Annotated in this window: 14 protein-coding genes; 8 read left to right on the forward strand and 6 right to left on the reverse strand. The window is 60.8% G+C overall.

Features of this window, described 5'->3' with window-relative positions; genetic code table 11:
• Positions 1 to 5: 5 nt before the first annotated feature.
• Together NH234_RS13365 and NH234_RS13370 are read right to left on the reverse strand one after the other, a co-directional pair.
• A complete protein-coding gene (locus NH234_RS13365) occupies positions 6 to 419 on the reverse strand; it encodes a cupin domain-containing protein (RefSeq protein ID WP_085733995.1) in 414 nt (137 codons plus the stop codon).
• A 43-nt stretch (positions 420 to 462) separates the two neighbouring features.
• Positions 463 to 1215 carry an SDR family oxidoreductase gene (locus tag NH234_RS13370; RefSeq protein ID WP_085733996.1) on the reverse strand — a complete coding sequence of 251 codons (753 nt, stop codon included), beginning with the start codon at positions 1213 to 1215 and terminating at the stop codon, positions 463 to 465.
• A gap of 242 nt (positions 1216 to 1457) precedes the next feature.
• Here NH234_RS13370 and NH234_RS13375 point away from each other — a divergent pair, with 242 nt between their 5' ends.
• From NH234_RS13375 to NH234_RS13405, 7 genes are all read left to right on the forward strand, one after another.
• The gene (locus NH234_RS13375) at positions 1458 to 3026 is read left to right on the forward strand and encodes a winged helix-turn-helix domain-containing tetratricopeptide repeat protein (protein ID WP_367256943.1); all 1569 of its coding nucleotides are present in this window, start codon (positions 1458 to 1460) and stop codon (positions 3024 to 3026) included.
• Between the two features lie 242 nt (positions 3027 to 3268).
• Positions 3269 to 4825 carry a sugar ABC transporter ATP-binding protein gene (locus NH234_RS13380; RefSeq protein ID WP_367256945.1) on the forward strand — a complete coding sequence of 519 codons (1557 nt, stop codon included), beginning with the start codon at positions 3269 to 3271 and terminating at the stop codon, positions 4823 to 4825.
• Complete coding sequence (locus tag NH234_RS13385) at positions 4818 to 5843, forward strand: ABC transporter permease (protein ID WP_367256947.1); 1026 nt, start codon at positions 4818 to 4820, stop codon at positions 5841 to 5843. Before NH234_RS13380 ends, NH234_RS13385 begins: the two co-directional genes overlap by 8 nt.
• Positions 5844 to 5874: 31 nt before the next feature.
• Positions 5875 to 6930 carry a substrate-binding domain-containing protein gene (locus NH234_RS13390; RefSeq protein ID WP_367256948.1) on the forward strand — a complete coding sequence of 352 codons (1056 nt, stop codon included), beginning with the start codon at positions 5875 to 5877 and terminating at the stop codon, positions 6928 to 6930.
• A gap of 9 nt (positions 6931 to 6939) precedes the next feature.
• Positions 6940 to 7605, forward strand: coding sequence for a sulfite oxidase-like oxidoreductase (locus NH234_RS13395; protein WP_367256949.1), 666 nt, complete (start codon positions 6940 to 6942; stop codon positions 7603 to 7605).
• Between the two features lie 389 nt (positions 7606 to 7994).
• A complete protein-coding gene (locus tag NH234_RS13400; protein ID WP_367256951.1) occupies positions 7995 to 10382 on the forward strand; it encodes a TonB-dependent receptor plug domain-containing protein in 2388 nt (795 codons plus the stop codon).
• Positions 10383 to 10439: 57 nt separating this feature from the next.
• A complete protein-coding gene (locus NH234_RS13405; RefSeq protein ID WP_367256953.1) occupies positions 10440 to 11804 on the forward strand; it encodes an APC family permease in 1365 nt (454 codons plus the stop codon).
• On the opposite strand, the gene NH234_RS13410 is transcribed toward NH234_RS13405, so the two are convergent.
• Positions 11801 to 12262 carry a DUF3574 domain-containing protein gene (locus NH234_RS13410; protein ID WP_085734003.1) on the reverse strand — a complete coding sequence of 154 codons (462 nt, stop codon included), beginning with the start codon at positions 12260 to 12262 and terminating at the stop codon, positions 11801 to 11803. The genes NH234_RS13405 and NH234_RS13410 overlap by 4 nt on opposite strands.
• A gap of 391 nt (positions 12263 to 12653) precedes the next feature.
• Between NH234_RS13410 and NH234_RS13415 the strand changes: the two genes are divergently transcribed.
• On the forward strand, positions 12654 to 13163 hold the full coding sequence (locus NH234_RS13415; protein WP_367257166.1) for a hypothetical protein: 510 nt from the start codon (positions 12654 to 12656) through the stop codon (positions 13161 to 13163).
• A 66-nt stretch (positions 13164 to 13229) separates the two neighbouring features.
• Here the strand turns inward: NH234_RS13415 and NH234_RS13420 are convergent, their stop codons facing one another.
• The 3 genes from NH234_RS13420 to NH234_RS13430 all read right to left on the reverse strand — a co-directional run bounded on the left by NH234_RS13420 (position 13230) and on the right by NH234_RS13430 (position 15052).
• Complete coding sequence (locus NH234_RS13420) at positions 13230 to 13820, reverse strand: helix-turn-helix domain-containing protein (protein ID WP_170929571.1); 591 nt, start codon at positions 13818 to 13820, stop codon at positions 13230 to 13232.
• Between the two features lie 53 nt (positions 13821 to 13873).
• Positions 13874 to 14035 (reverse strand): hypothetical protein, encoded by a 162-nt coding sequence (locus NH234_RS13425; RefSeq protein ID WP_170929559.1) that lies wholly within the window; start codon positions 14033 to 14035, stop codon positions 13874 to 13876.
• A 105-nt stretch (positions 14036 to 14140) separates the two neighbouring features.
• Positions 14141 to 15052 carry a cupin domain-containing protein gene (locus NH234_RS13430; protein ID WP_367256955.1) on the reverse strand — a complete coding sequence of 304 codons (912 nt, stop codon included), beginning with the start codon at positions 15050 to 15052 and terminating at the stop codon, positions 14141 to 14143.
• Between the last annotated feature and the right edge of the window lie 13 nt (positions 15053 to 15065).

Below are 15065 nucleotides of genomic sequence, written 5' to 3' on the forward strand. Positions count from 1 at the left end.
CTGGTTTACTTTTTGAGGGGCGTGACGAGCACCGTTTCGTCGGTGTCGAGCACGAACACCGCCAGCAGGCGCGCGGGCTGGGTGTCGCTGGCGTTGGCACTCACCAGATGCACGGAGCCCGGCTCCTCGACGAAGTTTTCGCCGACGTGGTAGATCTTCTCCGGCTCGCCTTTTACTTTTATGCGGAATGAGCCTTCCAGAACCGTGGCGTAGATGAAGGCGGTTTTCGGATGGGTGTGGGACGGTGATGCCGCTCCCGGCCCGTATTCGACGACCACGCCTCTCATGCTTTTGCCGGGGATGTTGGGAATCGGCCGATCAAAGACTACCGAGACCTTGCCGGCGGGTGGCTCGGCGGCCGACACGGCGCTGATCGACAGCGCTGCGAATAGGGCAGTCAGCAAAAATCGGATAACCATGATTTGTCTCCTTGGCAGACAGGGAAGGGAATGGCGCGAATGACTATCGCGCGGTCGACCGAGCAATCCAGTCTTCAAAACGGATGGCCCCCAGACGCGAGTGCTTGCCGGTGACCAGCGATTGATCGTCGAGCAACGTCCCGTAGTAGCGCGCGTGCACGTCCGGCACGACCTTGCGGTTATCCTGGCTCGCTTGCAGAAAGCGTCGGACCAGTTCGTCCAGCGGCAGCGCTTCAGGCCCGCCGACATCCACTGAGCCGTTGAGCGGAGCGGCCAGGACGATGTCTACCAGCGCCGCCACCACGTCATCAGAAGCAATCGGCTGAATTAGCGCTGGTGGCACATGAAGTTCATCGGCGACAGCAAAGGACTCAGCGATGCCGCCGACAAACTCGAAAAACTGCGTGGCCCGCAGGATCGAGTAAGGCATGCCGGACGCCTTGATCAGGTTTTCCTGGGCTACCTTGGCGCGCATATAGCCGGCCTCGGGCAAGCGCTCACACCCGACAATCGACAGTGCAACATGATGACGCACCCCGGCAGCCGCCTCGGCCGCCAGCAGGTTACGGCTCGAGGTCTCGAAAAAATCGAGGACGGCTTGATCCTCCCACGACGGAGCATTGGCCACGTCGACCACCACATCGGTACCGTCCATGGCGGCTGCCAGTCCTTCGCGGGTGATGCTGTTGACGCCCGTGCTGGGGCTGGCGGCGAGTACGTCATGGCCGCGCTCGCGAAGAAGGGGCACCAGTTTCGAGCCGATGAGGCCGGAGCCTCCGATAACGACGATCTTCATGGGTCTCTCTCCTCGATGACGCCAACTATTGGCGTCGGTGGGATAGAGATTGCCGATGCGAAGGAGCGAAGTCCTTGCGGCGACCTTGGGTTTGCCTTGTCGACCCCTTGCATTTTTGTCCAGCCAGCACCCCGCAATGGACGCAGTGGCGTGTTCAAGTCAGGCGTATTATCGTTCTCGACTTCTCACCACCTGCCGCCGGGAACACGGAGTTGAAGGCGCGTCGCAAAGGGACGTTCGCTGTGCCATTCACGTTTGAAGACTATGTACTTGATCAGGAGCGTCGCGAGCTGACCTTGCGCGGGCAGGTCGTGTCCGTCGGCCCGCAGGTCTTCGATCTGTTGCTGCTGTTCGTCAGCAACCCCGAACGCGTGTTGAGCAAGGACGAGTTGCTCGGCACGGTATGGAGCGGGCGCATCGTTTCCGAATCGACGATCACCAGCCACATCAACGCCGTGCGCAAGGCCATCGGTGATACCGGCGATGAGCAGCGTCTGCTGCGCACGGTCGCCCGCAAGGGCTATCGTTTCATTGGCCGGGTCAGTGCCGATATGACCGAGCCGGTGCCTGAAACCGACGAGGGCTCAACTGCAGCGCCCCACGCACTGGTGCTGCCGGACAAACCCTCGATCACCGTCCTGCCTTTCTATAATCTGAGCGGCGATCCCGAACAGGACTACTTTGCCGACGGCGTCGTGGAGGACATCATCGCGGCCTTGTCGCGTTTGCGCTGGTTGTTCGTCATCGCACGCAATTCGAGCTTCACGTTCAAGGGGCGCACGGTGGATGCCCAGGGGGTCGGGCAGGAACTGGGCGTGCGCTATGTGCTGGAAGGCAGTGTGCGCAAATGCGGAAACCGGGTGCGCATCACCGGGCAACTGATCGACGCCACGAACGGCGCGCACATCTGGGCCGAGCGTTTCGAAGGCACCCTCGACGACATCTTCAAGCTACAGGATCAAATCACCGAAAGTGTCGTCGGGGCCATTGCGCCACAACTGGAACGCGCGGAGATCGAGCGCGCCAAACGCAAGCCGACGGAAAGCCTGGATGCCTACGATTACTACCTGCGCGCCATGGCAAAGCTTCACAGCGGTACCCAGGAGGCCATCGAGCAAGCGCTGCCGATGTTCTACAAGACCCTCGAACTCGATCCGGAATTCGCATCGGCCTATGGCATGGCCGCCTGGTGTCACTTCTGGCGCAAGCTCAATGGCTGGATGACGGATCGGCCGGCCGAGATCGCCGAAGGCATTCGTCTGGCGCGTCTGGCGGTCACGCTGGGGCGCGATGACGCGGTGGCGTTGACGCGCGGCGGACATGCGCTTGCGCACCTGGCCGGTGATGTGGACGCCGGCATCGCCTTGCTCGACCGCGCGCGCCTGCTCAATCCCAATCTCGCACCCGCGTGGTTTCTTGGTGGAATCCTGCGTGCGCTTCGCGGTGAAACCGCGTCCGCCATCAAGGACTTGAACCATGCCGCTCGCTTGAGCCCGCTGGATCCGGAAATGTTCAGAATGCACGTCGGCATGGCCCTGGCGCATTACTTCGCCGGGGACTTCGAGGCCTCGGCAGATTTCGCCGAAAAAGCCTTGGGCAACCTGCCGACGCTGTTGGTGGGGGCGGCGCTGGTGGCGGCCAGCCACGCGCTGGGCGGGCGTCCGGATAAAGCCCGCTGGGCGATGCAGCGCTTGCAGACGCTGAACCCGGCGTTGCGCCTGGGCCACCTCAAGGACTGGCTGCCGATTCAACGGCCCGAGGATTTTGTCCGGTTCATTGAAGGGCTTCGACTGGCGGGGTTGCCGGAGTGATTGCTTGATTGCACCTATTCCGATCCCGCGGACAGCACGGCTGTACCGGGCCTAAGCTAATACCAAAACGGTATTTGTTTGTCGTTTTTAAGATCGTTTAGCTTTTACTGACTCACCAATCAGACTTTCAAATAATAGAACCCTCGATTGCCATGACGGCACGCGCTGAATCGATCAAAGGCTCTGCAGAATTTTCTTGCTGATGGGCGCCACAATCTGGCCCATCGACTTTAAGGATTTGTATGAGTGCGCCTGTCGCCGTGGCCTGCGAGCCGCTGATTCGTGTACGTGACCTGAGCAAGACCTTTGGCTCGAACCGCGCGCTGGATCGGGTCAGCCTGGAGATTTTTCCCGCCGAAGTGGTGGCGCTGCTCGGCGCCAACGGTGCGGGCAAATCGACGCTGGTGAAGATCCTCGCCGGCAGCCAGACCCACGATGGCGGCGAGATCTGGATCGATGGACAGCCCCGGCACTTCAGTTCACCGCTGTCGGCGCGCCGCTTCGGCATCGTCGCGGTTCATCAGCAGATCAACGAGGGCATCGCACCCGGATTGAGCGTTGCGGAGAACCTGCTGCTCGACGAGCTGTGCCGCCCCGACGCCGACTTCTGGCTCAATCGCAAACGCCTGCTGGAGCGCGCCGCGAGCATCGCCGCCAGGCTCGGTCTGGTGCTGCCGCTGGAGCAACCGATCGAACACCTCGGCCAGGCCGAACGGCAACTGGTGGTGCTGGCCCGCGCCTTTGCCCTGCAGCCACGGTTGCTGATTCTCGATGAGCCCACGGCGGCGCTCTCGGATGCCGAAGCGCAGCGCCTGTTCGGCCTGATCGACACGCTGCGCAGCGGGGGCGTGGCGATCATTTATATCTCCCATCGCCTGTCGGATCTGCAACGGGTGGCGGATCGCGCCATCGTCCTGCGTGACGGGCAACTGGCCGGCGAATTCAGTGCCCGGCAATTGCCTCAGGCGCTGGAAGCCATGTTCGGTCAGGCGCTGGAGGCGCATGTTTACACGTCGCGAGCAGCGGGACGCGAAGTGCTGAAGCTGCGCGACGTGAAGCTGCTGCCGCGCACCCGTGCTTTTAACCTGACCCTTCATGATGGCGAAGTAGTGGTGCTGACTGGATTGCTCGGCGCCGGCAAAAGCGAAATCGCCGAAGTGCTGTTCGGTCTGCGCAATCCGTTGTCCGGCTCTCTGCAACTGGACGGCCTCGACTGGCAACCGGGCTCGCCCCGACAGGCGATCCAGAGCGGCGTGTTCTTCGTCGCCGAAGACCGCGCCAGTCAATCGTTGGTGCCGGATTTTTCATTGCGCCGAACCCTGACCTTGCCGTTTCTCGAACGCTTCACCCGTGGCGGTTTCATCCGCAACCGAGCCGAGGCGACGGCGGTGGAGGCGCAAGTCGCGGCGCTGGGAATCAAGACCGCCGGCATCGATGTGCCGATGAGTGCGTTGTCCGGCGGCAATCAACAGAAGGTCGTGCTCGGTCGCTGGCTACTCGGCGAGGGCAGGGTGTTGATTCTCGATGAGCCGTTTCAGGGCGTTGATGTCCGTGCCCGACGCGAGATCTGTCAGTTGCTGCGCGATAGCGCCAACGTTCGCGCGACGCTGGTGATCTGTTCGGATGTCGATGAAGCCCTGGAGATCGCTGACCGGATTCTGCTGGTACGCGATCACGCGGTGGTCGCCGAATACCCGCGTGCCGGCCTGGATCGCTCCACCCTGGTTGCCGCGTTAGCCGGCACCGATCCGCAAAGTTCTTTTGTTCAAGCCGCGCCAAGGAGTAGAGCGAGTGCCTGATTCGAGTTCCCTTTTGTCATCCGTCCCGGCGACATCCGAGCGCTTCGTGCAGGCGCTGATTCGCTACGGCCTGCTGTGGGTGCTGGCATTGATCGTGGTGTTTTTCAGTGTCGCGGAACCGGCGTTTCTGCGGGTCGGCAACCTGTTCAGCATCCTGCAGTCGGTGTCGATTGTTGCGCTGCTGGCGTTGGGCGTGACGCTGACCATGGCTGTCGGCGGGCTGGATCTGTCGATCGGTGCGGTGGCGGCCATGAGTCTGATGATTGCCAGTTACGTGATGGTGGTGCTCGGCTGGGGCGCGGTGCCGGCAGTGCTGATCAGCCTCGCGGGCGGTGCGCTGGTCGGGCTGCTCAACGGCTGGCTGATCGTGAAGATGCGCGTGCCGGACATTCTCGCGACGCTCGGCAGCATGTTTCTGGTGATCGGTGTGCAACTGATTCCCACGGGCGGACGCTCGATTGCGGTGGGCATGACCCTGCCCAATGGCGATGAAGCCGAGGGCGCGTTCAGTGCGCTGTTTCTCGCGCTTGGGCGCGGGCGGCTTTGGGACGTTGTGCCGATTCCGGTGTTGATAACGGCGGTTGTCGCGGTAGCGGTGTGGCTGTTTCTCGAACGCACGCGTATCGGTCGGTTGTTCTATGCGATTGGCGGTAACGAGCAGGCGGCGCGTCTGGCTGGTGCGCCGGTGCAACGCTTCAAGTTGCTCGCTTACTTGCTCTCGGCGCTGCTGGCATCGCTCGGTGGTTTGCTGCTGGCGGCGCGGTTGGGACGCGGTGACGTCAGCTCCGGCAATGGCCTGGTACTCGACGCGCTGGGCGCTGCGCTGATCGGTTTTGCCGTGCTCGGGGCGAAGAAGCCCAACGCGTTCGGCACGCTGGTCGGCGCATTGCTGGTGGCCTCGTTGCTCAACGGCCTGACCATGCTCAACGCGCCGTATTACGCGCAGGATTTCGTCAAGGGACTGGTACTGGTGCTGGCCCTGATGTTCACCTTCGGCCTCGCGCATCGGGCGCGCTGAGCCGGTTCATTGATGCTTCAAGGAAAGATCCATGCACGGTTCAATCAAGCAGTTCGCACGTCATTGCCTCGCGGGGGCGTTGCTCTCGCCCCTGGCCCTCAATGCGCAGGCCAAGGCCTTGCCGGGGGCACCGGCACCGTTCGACAAGGGGCAGGTCCAGATCGCGCTGGTGGGCTATTTATTTTCCGGGGATTTCCCTGAAGCCTATCTGCGCGGCGTGGAGAAACAGACCGAAGCGCTGGGCGCCAACCTGCGGGTGTTCGACGCGCGGCAACAGGCAGCCAGTCAGGGTGAAATGATCGATCAGGCCGCCGACCTTGGCGTCGACGGCATCATCGTCCAGTTGGGGCTAGCGGAAACCCTCAAAGGCCCGATCGACCGGGCACTCGCCAAAGGCATCAAGGTCGTTGCCTTCGACGTCGATCTGAACACGCCGCAGGTAACTCAGGTCGAGCAGGACCACCACGCACTGGCGCGTCTGGCACTCGATCAAGCGGTGAAGGACAACGGCACCCGCTTCGACGCCGGGTATGTCTACATCAGCGGCTTCACACCTATGGAGCGCCGCGACGAGATCTGGCGCCAGGTCAAGACGAGTAATCCGGGGATCATCGAAAAGGCGCGCTTCGGCACGCTCAATCCGCCGATTGCCAATTCGGTGGCCGATCAGGCCAGCGCCGTGCTGCGGGCCAATCCGGGGATCAGCGTGATCTTCGCGCCGTTCGACGAGTTCGCCAAAGGCGCGAAGATCGCCGTGGACGAGGCCGGTCTGAGCCGCAAGGTGAAGATCTACAGCGCCGATATTTCCACCGCCGACATCCAGATCATGAAAGAGCCGGACAGCGCCTGGGCCGCCACCGCCGCGGTCAATCCACAAGTGGCCGGGGCGATCAGTGTGCGCAGTCTGGCGATGCTGATCGCCGGGGAAAATCCGGGGCACAAGGTGCTGGTGCCGCCGACCCTGATCACCCGTCAGCAGCTGCTGGATCTGGACGTGAAAAACGTGCGGGACCTGGGGCAGAAGCTGCCGGCGTTCGGTGACTCCGCCAATGTCGCGCGGGCACCGTGGATTCCCGTGGCGAACTGAGGAGCCGACATGCAAGACAAGGCTGCGCGCCTGCGCAAGAGCCGTTCGCCAAAAGCCGATGTGGCGCTGGGCGAACGGCTGCCACCGGGGCAGGTGCTGACGGAGCGTTTTCCGATCCTGCACGAAGGCGAGGTGCCAGCGTATGACCTGGCGACGTGGTCGCTGCGTCTGTTCGGCGCCATGGCCAACCCGGTCGAGCTGAGCTACGCCGGTCTGCAAGCGCTGCCACAACGCTCGTTGCAATGCGACATTCATTGCGTGACACGCTGGTCGAAGTTCGACACCCGCTGGAGCGGGGTGCACCTGCAAGACCTGTTGCAGACCCTGGACATCCGCCCGACGTCGACCTTCGTCATGGCTCATGCCGATCACGATTACCAGACCAACCTGCGTCTCGATGACCTGTTGCACCCGGAGAGCTTGCTGGCCACCCATTACGACGGTCAGCCGCTGACCGCGCAACATGGTTGGCCACTGCGTCTGGTAGTGGCGGGGCGGTACTTCTGGAAGAGCGCGAAATGGCTGCGCGGGCTCGAATTCGTCGATCAGGAACACCCGGGCTTCTGGGAGCGCAGCGGCTTTCATTTGCACGCCGATCCATTCATTGAACAGCGTTTCAGCGGCGATGCGTTGGACATTGCCGAAGATGCCTGGCGGGAAAAGGACTTCGACTGACGACATTTAACTTCGCACCGGAAAAACACAGATAAATAACGTTCTCTACAACAACGTGGAGTGCGTTTTTTTGTGCGTGATTAGTTATTCGTTAGTTGGGTGATCATGTTGTTTGGTCAACACAAGTGTTGCTCGGACAACACTCCGTTCGTCGGGTATAACCTAAGCGTTATTGGTTCTTTTGCGGCAGGCGACCGCTCGTCTAGCATCGGTAAACAGGGGGTTCTACTAACTTTGGAGTTCTTGCGTTCTAACAGTCGATAGTTGTTCAACGCACTTCGATACCTTTCTGTATATCAAAACTACAGCAGAAATTGCCGTGCACTGATTGCCGACACTTCATGATTCGGCAGCGGCCGGTTATTAACTGCGATTCAAGGAGCTGTCGCATGATTCACCGTTCGCGTTCATTACTCGCCATCGCTGTTGTCAGTGCAATCTGGCAACTTCCTGCGCAAGCCGAAGAGACTTCCGCGCGCGTCGACGATGACACACGGCTGGGTACCGTGCTGGTCACCGGGACCCGGGGCACCGCGCGCACGGTGCTGGATTCGCCGGTGCCGGTGGATGTGTTGACCGCCGAGGACCTGAAGACCGCCGGCGCCAGTGGCGGCGAGCTGGGCCAGGCATTGCAGACGCTGTTGCCGTCGTTCAGTTTTCCGCGTCAGTCCAACTCCGGCGGTGCCGACCACGTGCGCGCCGCTCAACTGCGTGGCATGAGCCCGGATCAGGTGCTGGTGCTGGTCAACGGCAAGCGCCGCCACACCTCGGCAGTGGTCAATGACTCGTCGAAAATCGGTCGCGGCACAGCGCCGGTGGATTTCAACTCGATCCCGATCAGCGCGATCAAACGCATTGAAGTACTGCGCGACGGCGCGGGGGCGCAGTACGGCTCGGACGCGATTGCCGGGGTCATCAATATCATCCTCGACGACGCGCCGGAAGGCGGCGAAGTCTCCACCAGCTACGGCGCCTACCACACCCATCAGGACGCCATTGGCAAAACCACCACCGATGGCCAGAACAGCGTGACCACCGCCAAGATCGGTACGCGGCTGGGCGAGGAGGGCGGTTTCATTCGCGGCGGCACCGAGTACAAGGATCGCAATCCGACCAACCGTGCCGGGTTCGACGGTTTCGCCGATACCCCGGGCCAGCGCAACTACGTGATGGGCGATGGCGTGGCGCGAGACGTCAACGCCTGGTTCAACGGCGAATTGCCGCTGGCCGGGGGCAAGGCCTACAGCTTCGGCACCTACAACCAGCGCCACACCACCGGCGCCGAGTTCTATCGTTACCCGTCCGAGCAACCGCAGTTCTACCCCAATGGCTACCTGCCACAATCCCTTGGCGACAACACCGACATTTCTGCCACCGCCGGTTTCAAAGGCCTGATCGGTGAGGACTGGGACTTCGACAGCAGCCTGACCCATGGTCGCAACCGTTTCGAATCAGCGACCCGTCGCACCCTCAACGTCAGCCTCGGCGCGGACTCGCCGACTCGCTTCGACACGGGTGATTATGAGTTGCGCCAGACCACGGCCAACCTGGATTTCAGTCGCGAACTGCGCCTCGGCGGTCGCTCGTTTGTGCTGGCGGTGGGCGGTGAGTATCGCTACGAGAACTACCTGACGTTTGCCGGGGACGAGGCCTCCTGGATTGGCTCCGGGGCCGATGGCGCCAACGGTCTGCGCCCGAGTGAAGAGTCGGATCTGGATCGCAACGTGTTCGGCACCTACGCCGAATTGTCCGGTGATCTCACCGACCGCTTCTTCGTCGACGCCGCCACGCGCTGGGAACATTACGACGACGCCGGCAGTAAACTCACCGGCAAGCTCAGCGGTCGCTACAAGTTGACCGATCAATGGGCGTTGCGCGGTGCGGTGTCGAACAACTTCCGCGCGCCATCGCTGGCTCAGAGCGGTTTCCAGCACACCACCAGCAACTTCGGCGACGGCGGCACGCTCACCGACATCCGTGTGCTGTCGGTCAATGACCCGATTGCCCGCGCATTGGGCGCGGAGAAACTCGATCCGGAGACCTCGAAGAACTTCAGCCTCGGCCTGACGTTCCAGTTGAACGAACGCTTCGATGCGTCGCTCGACGTGTTCCGCATCGACGTCAAAGACCGCATCACTCTGTCCCAGCGCATCGGCAGCGACGCGCTGGAAAACTACATCAACGACAATTTCGGCGTGCCGGGCGTCCACGACGTCAACTTTTTCACCAACGCCGCCGACACCCGCACCGACGGTGCCGAACTGGTGCTCAACTATCATCAGCCGTTCTACGAAGGGCAACTGGGCCTGACCACCGCGTACACCTACAACCACACCAAGGTCACCAGTACCAAAGGCACGCCGTCGCAACTGACCGCACTGGGGATCGGCAACGACGCGCTGGTCGGCGTCGAGGAGCGCAATACCCTGACCGACGCCGCGCCCAAGGATCGCTTCGTGTTCTCCGCCAACTGGACCAGCGAGCACTGGGGCCTGCTCGGCCGTCTGACCCGTCAGGGCGAGACCACTCGGGTGTTCGATTTTGGCGACTCGCAGCCTGAACAAACCTACGGCGCGGTGTGGCAACTGGACGCCGAGGTGACCTACAAAATCACCCCGAAATTCAGCATCGCCCTGGGCGGCAACAACCTGACCGACAACTACCCGGAACGCTCCGGCTCGGCCATCAACTACGGTGGCAACCTGCCGTACGACGTGCTGTCGCCGATCGGCACCAACGGCGCTTATTACTACGCCACCGCCACTTACGGCTTCTGAGCCTTGCCGCCATGGATGGCGGACCCCTATGCAGGATTGAAGCATGCAGGATGAACCATGAGCAAAACCAACGGCCCCCAACGCCATCTGCCGGTGTTTCAGGCGTTGCTGATCACGCTCGGCATGGTCATCACCACCGACATTCTCAAAACCGCGCCGACCGTTGCCTTGAATGTCGGGCCGGAACTTTTCTATTGGGTCTGGGTACTCGGCGCACTGGCGTCGATGGCCGGGGCCTTGTGCTTTGCCGAGATGGCGACCGCGTTTCCGCATCCGGGCGGTGACTATCATTTCCTACGCACCGCTTATGGAGAACGCATGGGTTTCCTGTTTGCCTGGTCGCGATTTTCGGTGATGCACACTGGGTGGATCGCGTTGTCGGCATTCATGTTTGCCGACTACTTCAATGCGGTCGTACCGTTGGGGCATTACGGATCGGGGGTGTTTGCCGGTGCGATCATCGCCGCGTTGATGCTGCTGAATCTGACGGGCAAACACATTGGTTTCATTACTCAGTCTGTGTTGGTCGGGCTGCTTTCCGTAGGCTTTCTGAGCATCGCCAGTGCCGGGGTCTGGCTGGCGTGGCAAGGGATCGAACCAACGCTGTCCGGCGATCCGGTCGTGCCCGAACGCACGGGCGCGACAGGGTTTTCTGCGGCGATGATCTTCGTGTTTCTGGCGTTCGGCGGCTGGAGCGATGCGGCGACTTTGTCCGCCGAAGTGCGCGATGGTCGACGCGGCATTTTCATCGCCATGCTCGGTGCACTGACGGTGCTGATGGCGATCTATCTGGCGCTGAATTGGGCGTTCGTCCAAGGTCTTGGATTCGAAGGCCTGGCAGCAAGCAATGCGCCGGCGGTGGAACTGTTGAACCGCGCCTTTGGGGCCCCCGGCGTGCTACTGATTCTGCTGATGGTCGGTATCGCGGCTATCGCTACCATCAACTCGACCTTGCTGGTCGGCGCCCGCACTACCTACGCCGCCGCCCGCGATGTGCCGCAATTGCACCGCTTCGGTGAATGGGACGAGCGTGATGGCGTACCGCGCAAGGCGTTGCTGGCGGAAGGGGCGGTGGCGTTGTTGCTGGTGCTGTTCGGCAGTTTTACTCAAAGCGGTTTCAATACCATGGTCGAGTACCTGACGCCGGTGTACTGGTTGTTCCTGAGTTTGAGCAGCCTGGCGTTGATTATTCTGCGGCGGCGCTTTCCCGAGGTGCCCCGGCCGGTCAGGGTGCCGCTTTATCCGCTGCTGCCGCTGCTGTTTTTTGGGTTGTGCTTGTTCATGCTGTATTCCAGCGTGACGGTGGTGGGGGTGGGGGCATTTTTGGGGATCGGGGTGTTGGTGGTTGGCGCGTTGTTGCTGGCCGGATTGAGCCGCCTGGTGTCGACACCTCGGCAGGCTCTTCAACACACCACCGATTAGAACGATACCGCCGCCGGCTGAGACAAACGCAATACCGACAAATCACCCGTAATGCGCTTGTACGCCAAGCGAATCGCCTCGATGTCGCTCTCACGCTTCGGGCTGCTTTCGTGCAGGATAACGATGACCTTGGTCGCAAGCCGTTCGGGCACTTTCGCGCCGTGATCCTTCCACTGTCCATAAGCGTCGAACACGGTGAAGCCGTCCGGGAACCGCGACGTCACTTCCTGATCGAGAAACTCACGCCAGCGCGCCGGGCTCACCACACTGTCCTTGCCTTCCAGCGGCCCCACCGAGAAGTACAACTCGGTGCGCACCCACTGCGCCTGCGCCGGCCGCGTGGCGTCGCCTTGCAGGGTGGAACTGACGGGATCTTTGGTATGCACGGAAACCGGAGAAGGGCTGGCACACCCGGCGATCGCCAGAAACAGTGCTGCCAATAGAAAACGTTGCGGCATGGAACTTCCTTATTGTTAAGAACTGTCCCGAATTATAGAGGGGGCGGTTAATAGCGATAAAAGATTAAAAAGTGAATCGCTGTTGCACTAATGGAATAAGCAGGCAAGGTAAAAATAATGCCCGCTGGTTAGAACGATTATTTCTTTGAGTTATTTGCTTGGTGTTGGATCGAATATCTATGACATGCAAAAAACTGCTGACGCATTTTCCGGATCTGTCATTGCTTCTGATCTGATGCTGCAACGGTTCAAGTCGCACGGAACGCTGCACTTGAAGCGTTTGAACAGCTCTTTTTGCTGTTCGATGGACAGCTTGTTGCGGATTTTCCAACCCTTAGAATCCGTTCCATCAACTTCTCATTCAGTTCTTGAATCCTCAGGGAGCTTCACCATGATGAACGCCATGCAGATGCCAATGCCGATGAATGCCAACATGCCAATGATGCCGATGACAGGCATGCCGATGATGATGGCAACCATGTCCTGCGAAATGAAGGACGACGGCATGATGTGCAAGATGATGCCGGCCGCTGGCATGGACATGGCCATGTTCAAGAACAGCGCTGAAATGATGCAGATGATGATGGACTGCGGCATGCCGATGATGATGCATTGCGGCAACATGAGCATGATGTGCATGTCCCCGGCGGCCATGGCCATGCCGATGATGAACATGATGATGCCAATGCCGATGATGGGCATGCCGATGCCATCGATGAAGTGCGTGATGGAATGCACCATGATGGCTGACAGCATGATGTGCAAGATCATGCCGATGCCGGGCATGAACATGGACATGATGAAAAACTGCTGTGCCTTGATGATGAAAATGATGAACGATTGCAGCATGCCCATGATGATGAGCTGCAACGGCATGCCGATGATGTGCTGCACCTGCTGATTCTTTAGGCATGAAAAAGCCCGACCGGGATGATCCCGGTCGGGCTTTTTGCTGTCTGTCTGTTTGTCAGTCCAGGCGTTCGGGGTAGGTCACCACCAGATACGCCACTGCTTCACTGTCGGCAGGGTTGCGATAACGGTGGGGCTGGTCGGCGTAAAACAGGATCGAGTCGCCAGTCGAAAGCAGATAGCGCTCGTCGTTGACGCTGATTTCCAGTACGCCCTGGGCCACCACCAGATTTTCCTGCACACCGGGGGCGTGGCCGTCGCAGTGGTCCTCGCCCAGCGGGCTCAGACGCAATTCGTAGAATTCCGATTGGCGCGCCATGTCGAAGGGGAACAGTGCACGACTGACGAACGCACCATTGGCACTGACCAGTCGCTTGCTCTGCCTCGCCGACAAAACGGCCACACCTTCGAATGCGCGGTGCTCCAGAAACGCTGCTACCGACACCTTCAAGCCTTTGGCAATTTTGCACAGAACCTTGATCGACGGCACGCTGCGGCCGGACTCGATCTGCGCCAGCATCGCCCGGCTCACGCCGCACTGGCGGGCGAGGGCATCCAGCGACAGATGCCGCTTGCCACGCAGGCGTTGCAGGTTCTGCGCGACGCGCTCGCAGATCGGGTCTTCTTCCAGTGATTCGAGGTTGTTCAGATCCAGCACGGGTTCGTCGGCGCTCGCCAGAAAGCGCGAGGGTTCACGTGCGTTCACGCTTGACGCGGCTCGTCGGAACGAGCGGCCTGCACCCACTGAAAAGCCTGGTAGCCGGCGTTGCGCGCATACATTTCCCACATGGCCCGAGCCCGTTGCTGGGCTTGACGGCGTTTGCGGTAGGCGGCGAAGTCGATCAGGTTGTCGGTTGGATTCATGGCGCACTTCACTGTGATCAATGACGGGATGAACTGAGAGTACGCCGATATTTTTATAACGATAAATACTGATTTTGTATTTATTAATTCTTTTAAGTTATTTAATCAGCGCCCCTCATGCTGTTTGCGATAAGCCCCCGGTTGCACCCCCACCGACTTGGCAAACGCCCGTGTGAACGCGGCAATCGATTGATAGCCCACGGCAGCGCAAGCCTGCTCGACCGTGTGATTGTTCTTCAGCAACTGGCAGGCATGGCGGATGCGCAGTGCCAGCAATACCTGTCCTGGCGACTGGCCTGCGAGTTCGTTGAAGCGTTTGAAAAACGCCGAGCGTGAGAGTCCGATGCAGGCCGCCATGCTTTCCAGTGACCACGGCAGTTGCGGTTGCTCGATCAGTCGGTCCAGCAGCGGCGCGAATTGCGGATTGCGCGCCAGCGCTACCAGACCGCCGAGTGACGGGTTGTCGGCCATCTGCTGGCGCAGCACATACAGAAACAGCAGATGACTCAGCCGCTCCAGCAGCGCCGAAGAGGGCGTCGGCTGGCGTTCGCATTCTTCCAGGATCAACTCGAACAAGGCCCGCGCCGCACTGGAAGAAGGATCTCCCGCTCGCAGGACGATCCAGTGCGGTAGGCCTTCGATGATCAGCGACGACAGCCCCGACTTGAAGTGGAAGAACCCGCAGACCAGCCCGACGCCATCCACTGCCTGTCTGTCCAGAGCCGTCATGGTCATGCGCGGCAAGGTCCGCGCGATGCCTGAGTCTTCAGCGCTGGATAGCCGATAGTTGAGGTCGCGCAGCAGGAACAACGCATCGCCGGCATTCAGGCGTAAGGCCTGAGTCTCGCCCTCGATGTGTAGCCAGCAATGGCCCTGAACGATGAGGTGAAAACTGGCCCGCGCCAGGCCATGCGTGCTGGCGTGCCAGGCGCCGCAATAGCGTCCGACGTGAAACAGGCTGGCGTCGAGTTCGAGGCTCTCTAATAACCAATCAACCAGTGGGCTGGGCGAAATCATCTAATGGAAACAC

This window comes from Pseudomonas sp. stari2, from assembly GCF_040760005.1.
Classification (GTDB): domain Bacteria; phylum Pseudomonadota; class Gammaproteobacteria; order Pseudomonadales; family Pseudomonadaceae; genus Aquipseudomonas.

Coding starts and splice junctions, on each gene's coding strand:
- NH234_RS13390 (WP_367256948.1), top strand. CDS start 5,875: ATGCACGGTTCAATCAAGCAGTTCGCACGTCATTGCCTCGCGGGGGCG.
- NH234_RS13365 (WP_085733995.1), bottom strand. CDS start 419: ATGGTTATCCGATTTTTGCTGACTGCCCTATTCGCAGCGCTGTCGATC.
- NH234_RS13410 (WP_085734003.1), bottom strand. CDS start 12,262: ATGCCGCAACGTTTTCTATTGGCAGCACTGTTTCTGGCGATCGCCGGG.
- NH234_RS13370 (WP_085733996.1), bottom strand. CDS start 1,215: ATGAAGATCGTCGTTATCGGAGGCTCCGGCCTCATCGGCTCGAAACTG.
- NH234_RS13395 (WP_367256949.1), top strand. CDS start 6,940: ATGCAAGACAAGGCTGCGCGCCTGCGCAAGAGCCGTTCGCCAAAAGCC.
- NH234_RS13405 (WP_367256953.1), top strand. CDS start 10,440: ATGAGCAAAACCAACGGCCCCCAACGCCATCTGCCGGTGTTTCAGGCG.
- NH234_RS13425 (WP_170929559.1), bottom strand. CDS start 14,035: ATGAATCCAACCGACAACCTGATCGACTTCGCCGCCTACCGCAAACGC.
- NH234_RS13415 (WP_367257166.1), top strand. CDS start 12,654: ATGATGAACGCCATGCAGATGCCAATGCCGATGAATGCCAACATGCCA.
- NH234_RS13380 (WP_367256945.1), top strand. CDS start 3,269: ATGAGTGCGCCTGTCGCCGTGGCCTGCGAGCCGCTGATTCGTGTACGT.
- NH234_RS13430 (WP_367256955.1), bottom strand. CDS start 15,052: ATGATTTCGCCCAGCCCACTGGTTGATTGGTTATTAGAGAGCCTCGAA.
- NH234_RS13400 (WP_367256951.1), top strand. CDS start 7,995: ATGATTCACCGTTCGCGTTCATTACTCGCCATCGCTGTTGTCAGTGCA.